This is a genomic window from Mesorhizobium sp. RCAM 06353 (genome assembly GCF_059683585.1).
The window spans coordinates 151056-167105 of the sequence record NZ_JCASIY010000001.1 but is presented as its reverse complement, the minus strand read 5'-3'; the positions used below and the strand labels follow the sequence as shown (position 1 = coordinate 167105).

Genomic DNA, 16050 nt, shown 5'->3' with positions numbered 1-16050 from the left:
GCTTCCTTCGAAGGAGCGGCACGCCACACGGCTGGCAACGCACTGGAACACGCAATGGTTGATATCGACTTGCTGTCCGTCCACCTACTCATGGTGACGGTTAACGAATGGTGTAGGATATTCAATTGCAGCTACCTGTCGCGTCGCTCGGGACGCACGGTGGCGGCGGAACAATCGGCACTGTGCTTTTACTGGCGACGTCCGCAGGCACAGTCGGTGTCGCGGGTGCTGGAACCATAGCAGCCGGCAGCTCGGAATCGGCACTCTGCGATCCCGGCGGCGGCGGCACGATCGGCCCCATCGCCGCAGGCAACTCACGCGCCGGCTCAGTCGAAGCCTGCCGTTGTATGCTGCGAGTGCGACGCGGTGCCCGTACTGCAGGCGGCGTGGTTACAGTTTCGAAGCGCGAAACACCGACCGGATAGATCGGCTGCCCGGGTTTGCCCAGCGACGCTTCCGGCGCGACGGGGTCGCCATAGGGATTCCAGCTGCGCGTCTTGAAATACGACGTGATCGTGTAGCCGTACATGGCCTCGAGAAGTCTTTGCTCGGGTGCATTCTTGTCGCAGAGCCGCAGGCGGACCTGGATCGAACCCTTGTGGCCGACCCAGGTCTGCGTCACCCCGGTCGAACTGATGCGTTGCCAGGCATAGAGACAGGTATCGCCCGACGCGGTGCGACCCGCGGCATAGCCGAATGGTCCATATTTGTTCTGCACGTAGTAAGGCGAACGTTGCATGCGGATGCCCGGCAACATCTGCCGCATCTCCGAGCCAACTTCGCCAAGGGGAAGGTAGCCTTCGCGTAGTCGGCTTTCTCCGGCGACAGAAGTGTCGACCGGTCCGAAGAACTGCACTCGCAACATGTTCTGGCCCGGCGTGTGCGCCGAAGTTGCCAGCAGGATGTCCTGCTGCATCGCATTGCCAAACCGCCGCTCCAGAACTGCAGTGATGGTCGGGCCGCCAGGTGCCGGAAACGCGAGCGCTGTCTCGGACGCGACCAGGCTCGTTCCCGTGGCACGCACCAGGGGTGACGGCTTCGCGCAGCCGCCAAGTACCAGAACGGACCCAATAGCTGCGGCCGTCAACAGTGAGGATGTGCCAACTCCAAAATGCTTTCCGTCTCGACTAGAAGCAGCAAGCTGCCGTGAGATGGCCAAAACGTGATGAAGTCCTGCGAAGTCCATGGGCGCACGGTATGAGATTCGCCATAGCCCACGAAGTGTAAATACCCGCAAAATGAGACTTGCCCCCAAGGAAACTAGGGACTGAGTCACAATTACCACGATTTCGCAGTCCGATATCAAAATCGCATCGAGATCAGAGCCCGAGGGAATGCGCCCTGAAGTCAGTCCCAGGCCATAAATGATGCCCCGGCCGCTGGAACGCCGCGCGCACCTTTTCGCCGATCGCCTCCTCAAGGTTGAGGCAGGGAATCTCGGAAGGCGCGAATCCGAGGTCGTCAAAGTAGGGCTGCTTGAGTTGGGCCATATTTACGGCCAGCAGGACTGGGTCGGCACCGTAGCTGACCTCGATCTTGATGACGTATCCTTGAGGCGAAACCCCGGTCATGCATTTCGGGTTTTGGCACGGCATGACCCTTCTGACGTATTATGATCCTTGGCGAGGTTGAAATCGAAACTGATCGTTGCGGACAGTCCCACCCCTGGCGGTTTTAAGCCGGGCCGCGGGCGAGGCCTTTTCGAAAATGCTCATGGCCGGAAATAAGCGCCGGCAAAGCGGAAATCAGGTCCGCCGCAGAACCAAGCTAGCAAAGATTGAGGCAGTCGGTATGGCGTGATCACGGAAGGCTGGCGGCTCATTTAACTTTTTACTTTTGCCTCGCAGCTTATAAAATGAGGTGATGCCACGATTTTGCGGTTTATCGAGCTGGCTCCAGAGTGCAATACGTTGGAGTGCAAGGCAATCTTCCTCAATCGAGTCGTCGTCGGTCAGCGATGCGCGCCTCGCGAGCCATTTGAGCAATACGAACGACCTCGTATCCTTCTACGATGGCGACTTTCGCCTCACCCACGCTTCAGCAAGCCTTGAGAGGTTGCGGGGAAGAGTTGTCAAAACTGGCGCGTACATTTGGGATCTTTACCCTAGTTTTCTCGATGCGGAGCTTAGGCACGAACTTGTTCGCGTACTTCACGGTGCATCGCCGAAGGAAGTCAATCTTCGCCGCTCGCCCGACGACCCGCCGCATTCAGCGGAGCTATTCGAGGCTGCCAACGGCATCGCAATACGCGAGTTGGATGAGGTAACCGATGACCAGATGGCTGCAAAGGAAAAGGAGCACACAATGCTCCTGCACCAGGCAACGCATGATGCTTTGACGGGGCTGGAGAACAGGCGGCGGTTCAGCGAACGGCTACAGCAAGTCCTTATGGCTGTCGATGCGTCGATGGAGAAGGCAGCCCTTTTGCAAATCGACCTGGACGAGTTCAAAGCCGTGAATGACACGCTCGGCCACGGAGCAGGCGACACGCTGCTTCAGCTAGCGGCGGCACGCATCCAGGACATACTGAAGGATGGTGAATCCGCCTATCGGTACGCTGGTGACGAATTCGCGGTTCTTCAGGCGGGAAAGGAACAACCGGCCGCAGCCGAACGCCTCGCCGCATCATTGATCCAGACACTGAAGTCGCCGTTCGTCCTCAATGACATCTCCGTATTTATCGGTGCCAGTATCGGAATTGGCTTCGGACCCGATCATGGGACCGACAGCGAGGAACTTATGAAAGCCGCGGACATCGCTCTTTATGCGGCAAAAAGGGACGGACGCGGCTGCGCCCGAATCTTCAATCGCTCGATGTTGCTTATGCTTGAACAGCGCGAAAATCTGAGGCGCGGCCTGCGAACGGCACTTGAGCGGGGTGAACTCTACTTGCTGTACCAGCCGCTGTTTCGCCCGCCGTCGATGGTGGTCGGTTTCGAAGCACTGCTGCGTTGGAACCACCCGGAGATCGGGACCATCCCGCCCAGTGTCTTCATTCCGATCGCCGAAGCAGATGGGCTTATGGACAAAATCGGACGGTGGGCGCTTGAGGAAGCATGCCGGCAGGCCCTTACATGGCCGCGATCACTGACGGTCGCGGTGAACCTGTCTCCAGCGCAGTTCCTCCGCGGTTCCCTGACCGATACGGTTGCTCAGGTCATCGATGCCGTCGGGATAAGGGCCGACCGGTTGGAGCTGGAAATAACCGAAACAGTGCTTCTCGAGAAAACGATTGACAATCTTGACACACTAAACACCCTTAATGTTTTGGGCGTCAAAATATCGTTAGATGACTTCGGAATGTACTATTCTTCGTTGAGCTATCTAAAGAATTTTCCTTTCGACACGATTAAAATCGATCAATATTTTATAAACGACTTGGAAACAGATCTGAAAAGTCGAACGATCGTGCGATCGATAATAGGGTTGGCCCACGGCCTTGGAATCAGTGTCACCGCCGAAGGCGTCGAGACACCAGGCCAGAGTAGCTGGCTGAAGAAGGAAGGTTGTGATTGCGTACAAGGGTTTCTTCTTGGTCGCCCCATGGGGGCTGATGCAGCGCGTGCGTTCGCCAAGCGCTCGGCGGCCATCACAGCATAAAAAGAGAGAGCAAACTTAGCCTGTCGGGTGGGAGGCGATGCGATAGCTATAATGCGTTTCATCGTTCCAGGCGTCCCATCGCAAATGGATACCGACGGAGAATGGTCAATGAGTGCAGTTTCCAACGACACCGAGTTTCGGCCCGTGATCCAGGTTGACATGGAGATCAAGGCTTTCCTTTCGACGTGGCGATACTGTGATCAAATGTCGACGTATCTGGCGCGCATGATCAGCCACAACAGGTCCGACTCTGCTCGACATTCCAACCTGTTTTCCGCAGTGGCGAACGAATTGCTGGAGGTCGCCTTCCGCACGCGTCACCCTGACGGCGAATTGACGTGCAAAGTATCGTGCAAAGGTCAAGTCGACAGGATCGAACTGACCTTCCCCAGCACGCCGGAGGAACGACAGTTCTATGGTAACGCCATCTTCCAGATCGCCGGACCCGACGCAAAGTCACGATACATGAACTCGGTGCCCGGCGATCTGGCGCCCAGCCGGGACGTCCTCCTCTTGGCATTGACCGTTGACCACGATGCGGCCCTGTCGCTCGAGGACGTCGCCACGGGCAAAATCAAGCTCATCGTCGACCTCCCGTTTGAGGATTCGCCAAATGAATCCGTATGACTTGGCGCCGCGTTTCAAAGCGCAATACGACCTCAACAATCAGGAGTTCTCACTTGCCGGAGTCATTCGACCCCAATCGATCGACGAGCTTGCGCCAAGCCTGACACTTCTGAAGGACGCGATCATTCGCGTTCGCGGCGTTCTGTATGTGAACATTCGGCGCCTGACACAAATGAATAATACCGCCTTTCATGCATTCGCGCGCGTCATCCTGGATGCTTGTCGTGCCCGACCGGATCTCAAATTTGTCGTCGTCACATCAAGCGTCGTCGGGTGGACGACGCGAAAGTTTGGTCGCCTGAACGCACTTGAGCCAAACATCACGGTCGAGGAATACGATAGCAAGTTCTATCCCGGGCAGAGTTTTCTTGAGGAAGGCAGTTTTATCCCGATCCTGCGAACTCAGACTAAGATGACCTGGCGCCATGAGCGCACGATCTTGCCGCGACACGGCATGCAGCCCGGCATCGTGATGGCCGATATCTGCTGCGGCATTGGTGATTTCGTCGTGCTTGTGCAAAGGGAATTCCAGCCGTCACGGATTGTTGCCCTCGACCATTCCAGATCCAGCCTGGCTTACGCCCGCGACGTTGCGGCGACCTTCGATATCCGGGGTGTTGAATACACGTATGGCGACGCATCGGAAATGTTGCTCGACGAAAACCAATTCGACCTGGTCACCTGCCGGCACTCGCTGCAGATATTCAATCGGCCGGAGTTGATCCTCAAGGAACTCTATCGAATATGCAGACCAGGCGGGCGCGTCTATATCACGAATGAGAAGAACTCGCACTGTCTCGGCGAACCGCGCGCCGAGAGCATCCAATGGACCTACAATGAGGTGGCGGTCCTTTTCAAGTATTTCGAGATGGACGTGGAGCTTGGGCCTAAGAGCCGGCGATATCTGGCAGAAGCGGGACTGGAGGATATTCGCGTCGAATCCTTCATGGTCAGCAATGGCGACGGCGATCCGCAGGACTTCGCAGACATCGTTGCTGCTTGGCAAACCGTCTATGCCGGTGACATGGCGACCAGACGCGGTGACGATCCTGACTGGATCAGGCGTTTTCGACAGGGCTTCCAGGACCATATTTTTGCAGCGCTCCACCCCAAGGGCTACGCCGGCTGGCCAATTTGGGTGGCATCGGGGCGAAAGCCGTCATGATCGTTGTCGATGAGCGCCCGCCACGCTTCGGTCTGCGCTCCTTTCGGGCGAAATTCGTCCTAGTCGTCGGTGGCGCCGTGCTCTTCGACCTCGTCGTCAGCGGAGGGCTGGCGCTCTGGAATGTACAGAACCTCTCGCGGGACGCCACATCCGAAGTCGGTGCAGGACTGGCGACGGCGAATCAGGCGTATTTGCGCTCCTATGCCGAATCCACGGCATCGCGCGTCGATCTCCTGCTTGACCGGGTGCATGCGGACGTAAAAACCCTGGCCGGCGTACTGCAGGCGCAGATGGACGATCCGGCCAGGCAGGAACAAGTCGGTGCGACTTTGGCGCGGCAAGCTCCCCAGGCCGTGGAAGTAGTCTATAACCCGCAAGGAGGATGGGCACAGAATCTGCCCGGGGCGCCGTCGGTTGTGAGCGTCTGGGGTTATATGCTCGACGCCGACCACAAGCCATTGCCCGCCGTTAAGGAAGAGATCGAGGCCAGCGCTGTCCTGGACCTCGTCGCTCCCAGCCTTTTGGCCAGCGGATCGTCCAAGCTGCAGATGTACTTTATCGGCCCCAAGGAGGGCCCGATCTTCCGTACGGCGCCTTACACAAACCAGGCTCAGACCTTCGACCGTCTTTATCCTGGCCACAACAAGGCAGACTTTTGGGAGTTCTTCTTTCCGGGGATCTACGGTTCATGGCAACAATGGGCTGGGGATCAAGCCTCGCGGCCGGTCGCCACCGATATCACGCAGACCGCGCCCTATACCGATGCGATTACCGGGAAACTGATCGTCAGCTTCTTCAATCCCTTGTGGACGCGGGATCGAAAGGGCATTGCCGGAACGGCCGGGGCAGACATCACGCTCGATCAACTTGCAGAGATCGTCGAGAATGTAAAAATCGCCCAAACCGGGTTCGGCTTCCTTACAATGTCGAACGGCAACGTGGTCGCGATCAATCCGACTGGCGAAACCGTTATCGGACTGACCTCCTCCAACGACACGGGCACGCAAGGCGTCACCAGCTTAAAGCGATCGCTTCGTGAAAGCACTCAGCCAGCCATCGCCTCACTGCCGCTCGACCGCAACAATGGTGGCGTGATCCAGCATGTTCTGCTCGCCAAGCAGGGCGAGAACGTGCCCTACATTGTGGTTCTTGAACGATTGCACCCGACCAATCTTTGGAACTCGGGGCCCGTGATATCTGAAACGATGTCGCTTGGAATCGTTGTTCCCGAACGGGAAATCTACGCCTCCTTGTTTGCCGCCCAGAAGAGCATCTCGCGCGCGACAAACCGTATCCTCATCTACCAGACCGCCGCCATTGCTGTGTCATTGCTTATTGTGTTTGCCGCGGTGTTGGGCATCTCGAAGCGCATAACAGCCGGCCTTAGCGCTCTTGCAGGCGCCGCCAGGCGGCTTCAAACAAAAGACTATTCCGTCAGGGTCAACATCCCGACGCGCGATGAGGTTGGCGAGGCCGGATCGGCATTCAACCGTATGGCCGAACAGATCAGCTATCATACCGAAAATCTCGAGCAGCTCGTTGAGGTGCGAACCCAGGAACTCGAAGGCGCCAATGAGGAGATCTCCGCGCTTAACGACAAGCTCAGGGATGAAAATGTGCGGCTAGGCGCTGAGCTAGCGGTCGCCAAGCAAATCCAGATGATGGTCCTGCCGAGACCATGCGAATTGGAGGCGATTCCGGACGTGGAAATTGCTGCCTATATGCGGCCGGCCGACGAGGTCGGCGGTGACTATTATGACGTTCTGCAGGACGGAGCGCACGTCAAGATCGGCATCGGCGATGTCACTGGCCACGGTTTGGCGAGCGGCGTATTGATGCTGATGGTCCAGTCGGTCGCGCGCGCCCTCCAGGAGACCGGTGATGAAGAACCAAAACAGTTCCTGGACCGGCTCAACCGGGCGATCTACAAGAACATCGAGCGGACCAACACCGACAAACATCTCTCCCTGGCCTTTCTCGATTTCCGAGATAAGCGGGTGACCTTATCGGGTCAGCACGAGGAAGTTCTCGTCCTTCGTGGGGAAGGCAAAGTCGAGCGTATCGATACAAGCGATCTCGGTCTACCCATCGGTCTCCAACAGGACATCAGGTCTTTCATAGCGACGCGCGAGATTCCCTTCCACCAGGGCGATGTGATAGTGCTGCATACGGACGGTGTTACGGAGGCAGAGAGCCAAGAGGGCACGTTGTTTGGTCTGGAAGGGCTTTGCAAGAGTGCAAGTGACCACTATGGGGGCAGCGCCGAGGAGATCAAGACTGGAATTATCGAGGATCTGATGGCCCATATCGGAACCCAAAAGATCCACGATGACATCACACTCGTGATCATGAGGCACAGATAGATGACTAAGCTCTTTGGCAGGGCTGACGTGGCCATCGATATGGATGGCTGGCTCAACCGCGTGCGCCTATTCGACGGGCCCATCGAGATCAGCTGGCATCATTGTGCCACAACGTCAGACTTCATCGCCAACGTTTTCGCTGTGCGCCTGCATTCGTCTCGAAACGAGTACAACGAGGTACGACATAGCATCGGCTATCTCACCAACGAACTCATTGAAAATGCCATCAAGTTTCGCGCTCTTGGCGAAATCATGATCGAGGCTACGATGGACAGGGAGAATTTCAAGATAAAGGTATCGAATGTGGTCGAGGGCGACGTCGCGTTCGATTTCCAGGGCCTATTGTCACAGATCACTGTTGGCGACCCGGGGGAACTCCTGATCCAGCGCATCGAAGCCAATGCAGCAGACCCTGAGATATCCGGTTCGGGCCTCGGCCTGCTGACCTTGATGAGCGACTATGGCGCGCGCCTGGCGTGGATGTTCAGCCCGACGGACGAGAACGGCCGAATCTGCCTGGAAACCTATGCTTCTATTCCAATCTCCCAAACCCATAATTAGCGGGAACGACTTAAGCCATGGAAATCAAGACGGATGACTACCGGGTGTGGACGGAGGGAAACGATATCTATTTCGATGGTATCATGCGGCTGGCCAGTTCCGAGGCATATGCGCCTATTCTGGCCTTGCTGACGGAAATTCTCGCTTCAGAACCTCCCGCGATCACCGTGCATTTGACCGACCTTCAGTTTCTCAACTCATCCGGCATCAATCTCCTGGCAAAATTTACCATTGGCGCTCGCAAACTTCCCGGCATCCGTCTCACGATACGCGGGACGTCAACCATTCCCTGGCAATCGAAATCGTTGCCCAACCTGAAAAAGCTGCATCCGGACTTGGTACTGCTGGTCAACTGAGGGGCGAGTCTGCCAAATCAGCTCCCCAGCGCCTTCAGCCAATCTTCGAAAGACACGACCTTCTCTGCTTCGGCAAACGATGCCGGATGCGCGGGATAGCGGCCAGATTCGGCATTGCGTGCCTCCCGCGGACTGTAGCCGAATTCCTTGCTGAAGGCTCGACTGAAGTTCGCCGACGAACTGAACCCGACAGCTTCGGCAATGTCGATGATACGCCGGATATCCACATGATCGCTCAGCGCAACGTGAGCCGCCAGCAGCCGTCGCCGTTGGATGTAGTGCACAACGCCGCCGCTGGGCTCGAACAGCTGGTAAAGACGTGACCGGGAGACGCCGAGCGCTCGGCATATCTTTTCCGGTCCAAGATCCGGCGCGTCGAGGTAGCTCTGGACGAACCGGCGTGCGCGCTCCATAAGCGCGACCCCCGTCAACTGTTCGAAAGCGGCTTTGTGGTCCGACGGCGATCCAAGGCCGGCAACGATCATGTCGCGGGTTGCCTGGACGACCTGGGGCAAATCTTCGGCCCTCAAACTGCGCAACCGTGCTTCAACGGCATTGATATAGTCCGCCAGGAGCGTGGCAAAATTGCCGGACAGAACCGAATTGTTCCTCGCGTCGAATGGCGCCAACACGTCGGTGAAGAGATCGCGTGGCAAATAGAGGCAGAGGCATTCGGAATCCGTGGTCCGCCCACGAAACGGATAGCCCAGGGATCTGAGTTCGACAGCGCCGGGCTGGCTTTCGACAACGCGACCGTCAACCTCCGTCCATGACAAGCCTCTGCGCCGCAACACGACGCACCAATGGTCGATGGAGCTCGATCGAAGCTTGGCGGCCGATCGCATGTAACTGTGGGCCGGCGTGTCTAGTTGGACGATGATCATGCGGCCGAGATTCCAGGCTACGTGCTGGGCGGGGAAGCCGTCCCTGAGGGACTTGTCGTCCGGCAGCCGAGTATCGACCAGAGGCGCCACGTACAGTTGCCAGGCAGGAAACTGATCCTCCAGCGCCAACAAACGGGTCGAAAAAACCAAAGGCTCAAGTACTGGTGGACGGAGCGGAGCTGCCTCGTCGCGAGGCTCAGTGTCGCGAGGCCAACGCCTCCGCTCGCGACCTGATTGCGGTGCCAGCTTTCCCGGCGCGTCCTCGTGCTTTCCCATGCTTGGCGCCTACCCCGAATCGGTACGCCCCAGCCCGCTTCAACTATGTGGTGTACCGCGCTCCGTGGCAAGCGGCGCGGTGGGACAGGCTTCAAATGAAGCACAGGCGGGCAGGCCTGCACAAATCTGACAGGGCAAATGAAAAAATGCATCCCAAGATAACTTTATGAACCCGACGACAACGACAACCTTCATCAGGGTTAATATAACGAGGTTATGAAGAGAATGTCGCCTATTTACGAAAAGAAACATAGTGCGCCTCAGTCATAATACGCTTCTCGTAAGAAAACGGCCATTGTTTAAAAGCAAGAAGATTCCTCGGCAAGCCATCCTTAAGGAAGGTGCGCACGAGTATAGCGGAGGCATTTGGGTTGAAATGACGAAAATTCATTCGGCGTTCGTAACATCTATCGACGAAGCGCGATCAAGCGAACGTCGCGTCTTGCGGTCAGCACTCACCCCGCGGCGTGTTCTGGTCACGGGTGGTGCTGGGTTTTTAGGGTCACATCTGTGCGAGCGGTTGCTCTCACAAGGACGTGAGGTGCTCTGCCTCGATAACTTATTGACGGGCCGTCTCAGCAACATCGAGCACCTCACGTCCGACCCCAAATTCACATTTGTCCGGCAGGACGTTGCCTTGCCTGTCGCTGCCGAAGTCGACGAGATCTACAATCTGGCTTGCCCTGCCTCGCCGCAGCACTATCAGGCTGATCCCATACAGACTATGAAAACCAGTGTGCTTGGCGCGCTTAACCTGCTCGAACTGGCAAGACAGCGCGGGATCAAGATTTTCCAGGCTTCCACATCCGAGGTCTATGGCGATCCGCACGTCCATCCGCAGCCGGAATCCTACTGGGGCAACGTCAATCCGTTCGGTCCGCGCTCCTGCTACGACGAGGGCAAAAGGTGCGCAGAAACCCTGTTCTTCGACTTCCACGCGAAGCACGATGTCGAGATCAAGATTGCCCGGATATTCAACACCTACGGTCCGCGCATGCGTCCCGACGACGGCCGCGTGGTGTCCAACTTCATCGTGCAGGCACTCCAGAACGAGGACATCACGATCTATGGCGATGGTTCGCAGACGCGTTCCTTTTGCTTCGTCGACGACCTGATCGACGGGTTCTTGAAGCTCATGGCGTCGGGACGGTCGCTAGCAAGTCCGGTCAATCTGGGCAACCCTGTCGAATTCACCGTTCGGGAATTGGCCGAACAGGTCATTGATCTCACCGGCTCGCGTTCGAAAATCGTTCTCCATCCGTTGCCAGTCGACGATCCGCGGCAGCGCCGCCCCGACATTTCGCTCGCGGCGCGCGAACTCGACTGGGCGCCGAAGGTGTCACTGTCGGACGGACTCAAACAAACCATCCGTTACTTTGACGGTCTCCTGACGCAGCAAGTGCACGAACTCGCGGTAACGGCGTGATGTCCGTGCACAGGATCCTCGTCACCGGTGGCGCCGGTTATATCGGCAGTCATGCCGCCAAGCTTCTGAGCGCGCACGGCATAGAGCCGGTCGTTTACGACAATCTGGTGACCGGGAACCGATCGTCGGTCCGCTGGGGTCCCTTCGTTCACGGGGACATCCTTGATACGAGCTATCTCGCGCATACCTTGGCTGGATACCAACCCGCGGCGGTCATGCATTTCGCAGCCTCGGCCTATGTCGGCGAATCCGTCGAAGATCCATCGAAATATTACAGAAACAATGTGGCGGGCATGCTGTCCGTGCTCAACGCCTGCCGTCTGGCCCATGTCGACAAGGTCATCTTTTCGTCGAGTTGCGCTACTTATGGCGTGCCTGCTTGCCTTCCAATCAAGGAAACGACGCCGCAGAATCCCATCAACCCATACGGACGCACGAAGCTGATCGCCGAGCACATGCTCAGCGACTACGCAGCCGCTTACGGCCTGCGTTACGTCGCCTTGCGCTATTTCAATGCCTGCGGCGCCGATCCTGACGGCCAGCTTGGCGAATGGCACGATCCCGAAACACATCTCATTCCAAAAGCACTGCTTGCCGCGGGAGGCAGGATTTCGCATCTGCCGGTCTTCGGCGATGACTACGAGACGCCGGACGGAACCTGCATTCGCGATTACATCCATGTCAACGACCTCGCCCGCGCGCACCTGCTTGCATTCGACCATCTGAAGGCAGGCGGCGAGAACTTGGCCGTCAATCTGGGGACCGGAAAGGGATCGTCCGTCCGCGAGATCCTGGATGCGGTTGCCAGGGGGACGGGACGGCTGGTTCCCATCGTGTTGCATCCAAGGCGTTCCGGCGATCCGCCGACGCTTTTTGCCGATCCGAGCATGGCCCAGCGGACCTTGGGTTTTTCAACCGAATGCTCCGATCTCGACACGATCGTGCGAACCGCTGCGCCCTTTTTCGGGCTGGAGCCGCGAGCATGACCCGGCATTGCGACAATCGCGCACCGGAGATGGATGACGGCGCCGAACCGCTGATGGTTCCACTGCTCGCCGGCTACCGCCGCGCCGAGCATCTGGCCGGCGCGTGCGTCTGGTTTTCGGCGCTTGTCTATTTCTGGGCGTGGTGGATCGATCCATCGCACTACCTCGGGCTCTTTGGCTTTCTGACGGTTTCGCTGCCGCTTGCCTGGGTCACGTTTCTGCCGGGCTATTTTCTCGCTGTCTTCAATCGTGCCTGCAAACCGAACGGCCCGCTGCGGCTGCCTACCGGCAGCCATGTTGCGATGGTCGTGACCAAAGCCCCTTCCGAGCCGTTTTCTGTGGTGGCGACGACGCTCAACGCGATGCTGGCTCAGGACGTGCCGCATGACACATGGCTTGCCGACGAGGATCCTTCCCCGGAAACGCTGCGCTGGTGCGAAGAGCACGGCGTCTTCGTTTCCACGCGCAAGGGCAGGAGCGGCTATCACCGGACCACCTGGCCGCGGCGTATGCGCTGCAAAGAAGGAAACCTTGCTTTTTTCTATGACCGCTACGGCTATGAACACTACGATTTTGTGGCGCAGCTCGACGCCGACCATGTCCCAGAGCCCGGATACCTGTATGAAATACTTCGGCCCTTTGCAAATTCGAAAGTCGGCTACGTGTCGGCTCCATCGATATGCGACGCCAATGCAGTCGAGAGCTGGTCCGCACGCGGACGGCTCCATGCCGAGGCCAGCATGCATGGATCGCTCCAGGCCGGCTACAATGGTGGTCTCGCTCCGCTTTGCATCGGATCGCATTACGCTGTCCGCTGCGCGGCTCTCAAGGAGATCGGTGGGCTTGGTCCGGAACTTGCGGAAGATCACTCCACGACGCTGATGATGAACGCCTATGGGTGGCGTGGCGTCCACGCGCTGGATGCAATTGCCCATGGCGACGGTCCGCGCACTTTTGCGGATCTCGTAACCCAGGAATTTCAATGGTCGCGCAGCCTCGTTATGCTGCTCATCCAATATTCGCCGAGCTTCGTCCCCCGTCTGCCGACCAGACTGAAGCTTCAATTCCTGTTCTCGCAGCTCTGGTATCCACTTTTCGCGGTGTTCATGGCGCTGATGTTCGCGCTGCCGATCATCGCGCTTCTGCGCAACGAAAACTTCGTCGCGGTGACCTATCCCGGCTTTCTTGCGCACTTCGCGCCGCTTTCAGTGGTCCTGATCGCTCTGGCTTTCCATTGGCGTGCGACAGGGACCTTTCGGCCATTTAACGCAAAGATCTTGAGCTGGGAGAGCATGCTCTTCCTCTTCGCGCGCTGGCCCTGGGCCTTGGCCGGGACGATCGCGGCTGTTCACGACTGGCTTACGGGTTCGTTCGTCGACTTCCGCATCACGCCGAAAGGAACGTCGGAGGTTGACCCGCTGCCGTTGCGCGTGCTCGCCCCTTACGCATTTCTGTCGCTCGCATCAATATTTCCGGTGCTGCTGATAAGCCACGCCGGCGAGACCCGCGGCTTCTACGTCTTCGCGATCATCAATTCTGTGCTGTACGCACTGTTGCTTCTCGTTATCGTCGTCCAGCACAGCCGGGAGAACCGCGTCAGGCGTACCCGCGGGTTCAGCCGTACCGCGATGGCGGCGAGCTTGCTTGTGCTCTTTCTGCTGCCCGGCATCGCGACGACCGAGCGTGGGAAGGACGGCTTGGAATCGCTGGCCTGGGGCGCAGGTCGGCTCAGCCTTTTTGAAGCAAAATATTCCGTCGCCGGTGCCGGGCTCGGAACGACGCAGATCAGCAAGACAACATTCCATCCCAGATTGCTTCCACGCGAGCCAAGTTGAGCATCGGATTGGGCTGGCAACAAAGCACAAGGCTAAGAAAATGATGAAAATCGCAGTGATTGGGACCGGTTATGTCGGGCTTGGTGCCAGCATCAGCGCACATGACCCGGTCGGATTGAAGAATGTCGCGCGGGTCTTCGAGATCGTCGCTACCGAATGGGAGAGCATCCGCCAGCTCGATCTTCATCGCCTGGGGCGTACGATGCGGTCTCCGATCATGGTCGACCTGCGCAACGCATTCAGGCGGGGCGCGGCGCAGGCTGCCGGTTTTCAAGTAACGAGTATTGGCTGTCCTGCGCCGCTGCGTCCCACCGCACCCATTAATGAATATCTCCCGGCCGTTGCCGGGGAAAAGATCTTGTGAACGAGAACTGAAATCATGGAAAAGTCACCTCACGTCAGCCGTAAGGCAACAGTTGTCAAAACGGGTCGGGCCTGCCTTCTAACGGCGGCCTGCCTCCTGTCGACCTTCGCATCCGGGAGCCCGATTGATATCGGCTCCAGTAATCCCACACCTCCTGCGAATGCCCACGCCATGACCGGCGCCGAACTCTACATGCTCTACCGCGACAAGTCGTGGCAGTGGCCCGTCGGAGCGGGCCGGCTGCAGACCGACGGACGCCGCTTTACCGCCTGGTCGGGCTCGGGAGACAAGGCTAGCTGGGCGGTAGGACGATGGACCGTAAGCGATCACGGCCGTCTGTGTTTCAAGGCCCAATGGCACACTGTGTCGGGGGTATATCCGAACACCACCTGCTTCAGCCACAAGAAGCTCGGCAACATTGTTTATCAGAAAAGGCAGCCATCGGGAGACTGGTATGTCTTCAAACATGCCAAACCTGCTGACGATGAGTTCAGCAAGCTGGCTGACCAGGATCTGGTCTCCAAGAATCTCGAGCGGATCAAGGCTGGCCTTCAACCCGCTCCCCAAATCCATTCTAATATGAGGACAAAATCATGAAGACGTTCACCAGGAAGGCCGTGCGAGTGACAGCATTCTCGCTCGGCATACTTGCGCTATCCGGAGCCGTGCTGGCCGCAAACTTCCCGCTCGGCGTTCCCGCAGCAGGCACGCCGGCGAACGAGCAGGTTACCGACAAGCGGCGCATCATCACCGAGACGTCAATCGACTTCGGCGCCTATGACCCACACGGCGACTTCGGCAGTGACAAGAACGTCAGCATCGAACACCTCTTCCTTCCATGGGAAGACGTCGACCTGTCGACCCTGTCCATTGCCGACGGGTATGCCCTTCAGCGTAAGCGCACGCTTCTGATTACCGTCGAGCCCTGGTCCTGGTCGGTTGACTGGCGGGTGAGCTCGGACCAGCTCCTGAACGGAATCCTGAGTGGCCGCTACGATGCCAACATGGCGTCTGTTTGTTCGGGCGCCGCCGCGCTCAAGAGCCCGGTAATCATCCGGTGGGCGCAGGAGATGGACGAGACCGACAACCAGTTCAGCTGGGCACACTGGAAACCGGAAAGCTACATCGCCGCCTATCGCCGGATGGTTGGTGTATGCCGCGAACATCTGAACACGGCCAAATTCATGTGGTCACCCAAAGGGAATCCCGCCTTGGCTAACTTCTATCCGGGCGACGACGATGTGGACATCGTCGGCCTCTCCGTGTTCGGTTACCAGAAATACGATCGCGGCCATTTCGGAAAAGACCGGACGTTCACAGAGGCGCTGGAACCCGGATACCGGTTGGCCGAACGCTTCGGCAAGCCCATCATGGTGGCCGAACTCGGTTATGAAGGCGATCAGACTTATGTGACGAACTGGGCCGAGAACGTCGCGCAGACGCATCCGGAGTTTCCGCACCTGACTGCCGTCGTCTACTTCAACGATCGCGAGATCTATCCTTGGCCGAATGGCTATGGTCGGCCCAATTGGCGGGTCGTCGCCGGACCGGTTACGAACTGAAGCATCGTTGCCGCCGGGCGTTGGTGGGGTCGGAACAAGAACTGT

At 58.1% G+C, this 16050-nt stretch carries 15 protein-coding genes; 12 read left to right on the top strand and 3 right to left on the bottom strand.

Annotated elements, in window-relative coordinates:
• Positions 1-121: 121 nt before the first annotated feature.
• Both bcsN and AC56QX_RS35560 read right to left on the bottom strand, forming a co-directional pair.
• Positions 122-1186: a cellulose biosynthesis protein BcsN gene (gene bcsN, locus AC56QX_RS35565; protein ID WP_497118164.1), complete on the bottom strand. Its 1065-nt coding sequence runs from the start codon at positions 1184-1186 to the stop codon at positions 122-124.
• A 133-nt stretch (positions 1187-1319) separates the two neighbouring features.
• Positions 1320-1571 (bottom strand): nucleotidyl transferase AbiEii/AbiGii toxin family protein, encoded by a 252-nt coding sequence (locus AC56QX_RS35560; RefSeq protein WP_497118162.1) that lies wholly within the window; start codon positions 1569-1571, stop codon positions 1320-1322.
• Between the two features lie 406 nt (positions 1572-1977).
• Between AC56QX_RS35560 and AC56QX_RS35555 the strand changes: the two genes are divergently transcribed.
• From AC56QX_RS35555 to AC56QX_RS35530, 6 genes are all read left to right on the top strand, one after another.
• Complete coding sequence (locus tag AC56QX_RS35555; RefSeq protein ID WP_497118160.1) at positions 1978-3600, top strand: putative bifunctional diguanylate cyclase/phosphodiesterase; 1623 nt, start codon at positions 1978-1980, stop codon at positions 3598-3600.
• A 108-nt stretch (positions 3601-3708) separates the two neighbouring features.
• Positions 3709-4227, top strand: a complete 519-nt coding sequence (locus AC56QX_RS35550; protein ID WP_497118159.1) for a ubiquinone biosynthesis methyltransferase UbiE — start codon at positions 3709-3711, stop codon at positions 4225-4227.
• A complete protein-coding gene (locus AC56QX_RS35545) occupies positions 4214-5392 on the top strand; it encodes a methyltransferase domain-containing protein (RefSeq protein ID WP_497118157.1) in 1179 nt (392 codons plus the stop codon). The genes AC56QX_RS35550 and AC56QX_RS35545 overlap by 14 nt, the downstream gene beginning before the upstream one ends.
• Complete coding sequence (locus AC56QX_RS35540) at positions 5389-7755, top strand: SpoIIE family protein phosphatase (RefSeq protein ID WP_497118156.1); 2367 nt, start codon at positions 5389-5391, stop codon at positions 7753-7755. The genes AC56QX_RS35545 and AC56QX_RS35540 overlap by 4 nt, the downstream gene beginning before the upstream one ends.
• The gene (locus AC56QX_RS35535; RefSeq protein ID WP_497118154.1) at positions 7756-8316 is read left to right on the top strand and encodes a slr1658 superfamily regulator; all 561 of its coding nucleotides are present in this window, start codon (positions 7756-7758) and stop codon (positions 8314-8316) included. It begins immediately after the preceding gene.
• Between the two features lie 17 nt (positions 8317-8333).
• The gene (locus tag AC56QX_RS35530) at positions 8334-8672 is read left to right on the top strand and encodes a slr1659 superfamily regulator (protein WP_497118153.1); all 339 of its coding nucleotides are present in this window, start codon (positions 8334-8336) and stop codon (positions 8670-8672) included.
• Positions 8673-8689: 17 nt separating this feature from the next.
• On the opposite strand, the gene AC56QX_RS35525 is transcribed toward AC56QX_RS35530, so the two are convergent.
• Positions 8690-9832 carry a helix-turn-helix domain-containing protein gene (locus tag AC56QX_RS35525; protein ID WP_497118152.1) on the bottom strand — a complete coding sequence of 381 codons (1143 nt, stop codon included), beginning with the start codon at positions 9830-9832 and terminating at the stop codon, positions 8690-8692.
• Positions 9833-10208: 376 nt separating this feature from the next.
• On the opposite strand from AC56QX_RS35525, the gene AC56QX_RS35520 reads away from it, so the two are divergent.
• From AC56QX_RS35520 to AC56QX_RS35495, 6 genes are read left to right on the top strand one after another with little or no spacing between them, the layout of a single operon-like run.
• The gene (locus AC56QX_RS35520) at positions 10209-11258 is read left to right on the top strand and encodes a UDP-glucuronic acid decarboxylase family protein (RefSeq protein ID WP_497118425.1); all 1050 of its coding nucleotides are present in this window, start codon (positions 10209-10211) and stop codon (positions 11256-11258) included.
• Positions 11258-12244 (top strand): UDP-glucose 4-epimerase GalE, encoded by a 987-nt coding sequence (galE, locus tag AC56QX_RS35515; RefSeq protein WP_497118151.1) that lies wholly within the window; start codon positions 11258-11260, stop codon positions 12242-12244. The genes AC56QX_RS35520 and galE overlap by 1 nt, the downstream gene beginning before the upstream one ends.
• Positions 12241-14079 (top strand): glycosyltransferase family 2 protein, encoded by a 1839-nt coding sequence (locus AC56QX_RS35510; RefSeq protein WP_497118149.1) that lies wholly within the window; start codon positions 12241-12243, stop codon positions 14077-14079. Before galE ends, AC56QX_RS35510 begins: the two co-directional genes overlap by 4 nt.
• Before the next feature lie 40 nt (positions 14080-14119).
• Positions 14120-14443, top strand: coding sequence for a hypothetical protein (locus AC56QX_RS35505; protein WP_497118148.1), 324 nt, complete (start codon positions 14120-14122; stop codon positions 14441-14443).
• Between the two features lie 15 nt (positions 14444-14458).
• Positions 14459-15040 (top strand): DUF995 domain-containing protein, encoded by a 582-nt coding sequence (locus tag AC56QX_RS35500; protein ID WP_497118146.1) that lies wholly within the window; start codon positions 14459-14461, stop codon positions 15038-15040.
• Positions 15037-16005, top strand: a complete 969-nt coding sequence (locus AC56QX_RS35495) for a glycoside hydrolase family 26 protein (protein ID WP_497118144.1) — start codon at positions 15037-15039, stop codon at positions 16003-16005. The genes AC56QX_RS35500 and AC56QX_RS35495 overlap by 4 nt, the downstream gene beginning before the upstream one ends.
• The last annotated feature ends 45 nt before the right edge of the window (positions 16006-16050 follow it).

What these genes read in the sequence shown, in the direction of transcription:
- AC56QX_RS35535 (WP_497118154.1), top strand. Translation starts at nt 7,756, where the DNA reads ATGACTAAGCTCTTTGGCAGGGCTGACGTGGCCATCGATATGGATGGC.
- bcsN (WP_497118164.1), bottom strand. Translation starts at nt 1,186, where the DNA reads ATGGACTTCGCAGGACTTCATCACGTTTTGGCCATCTCACGGCAGCTT.
- AC56QX_RS35500 (WP_497118146.1), top strand. Translation starts at nt 14,459, where the DNA reads ATGGAAAAGTCACCTCACGTCAGCCGTAAGGCAACAGTTGTCAAAACG.
- AC56QX_RS35540 (WP_497118156.1), top strand. Translation starts at nt 5,389, where the DNA reads ATGATCGTTGTCGATGAGCGCCCGCCACGCTTCGGTCTGCGCTCCTTT.
- galE (WP_497118151.1), top strand. Translation starts at nt 11,258, where the DNA reads ATGTCCGTGCACAGGATCCTCGTCACCGGTGGCGCCGGTTATATCGGC.
- AC56QX_RS35545 (WP_497118157.1), top strand. Translation starts at nt 4,214, where the DNA reads ATGAATCCGTATGACTTGGCGCCGCGTTTCAAAGCGCAATACGACCTC.
- AC56QX_RS35560 (WP_497118162.1), bottom strand. Translation starts at nt 1,571, where the DNA reads ATGACCGGGGTTTCGCCTCAAGGATACGTCATCAAGATCGAGGTCAGC.
- AC56QX_RS35510 (WP_497118149.1), top strand. Translation starts at nt 12,241, where the DNA reads ATGACCCGGCATTGCGACAATCGCGCACCGGAGATGGATGACGGCGCC.
- AC56QX_RS35495 (WP_497118144.1), top strand. Translation starts at nt 15,037, where the DNA reads ATGAAGACGTTCACCAGGAAGGCCGTGCGAGTGACAGCATTCTCGCTC.
- AC56QX_RS35530 (WP_497118153.1), top strand. Translation starts at nt 8,334, where the DNA reads ATGGAAATCAAGACGGATGACTACCGGGTGTGGACGGAGGGAAACGAT.
- AC56QX_RS35525 (WP_497118152.1), bottom strand. Translation starts at nt 9,832, where the DNA reads ATGGGAAAGCACGAGGACGCGCCGGGAAAGCTGGCACCGCAATCAGGT.
- AC56QX_RS35550 (WP_497118159.1), top strand. Translation starts at nt 3,709, where the DNA reads ATGAGTGCAGTTTCCAACGACACCGAGTTTCGGCCCGTGATCCAGGTT.
- AC56QX_RS35520 (WP_497118425.1), top strand. Translation starts at nt 10,209, where the DNA reads ATGACGAAAATTCATTCGGCGTTCGTAACATCTATCGACGAAGCGCGA.
- AC56QX_RS35505 (WP_497118148.1), top strand. Translation starts at nt 14,120, where the DNA reads ATGATGAAAATCGCAGTGATTGGGACCGGTTATGTCGGGCTTGGTGCC.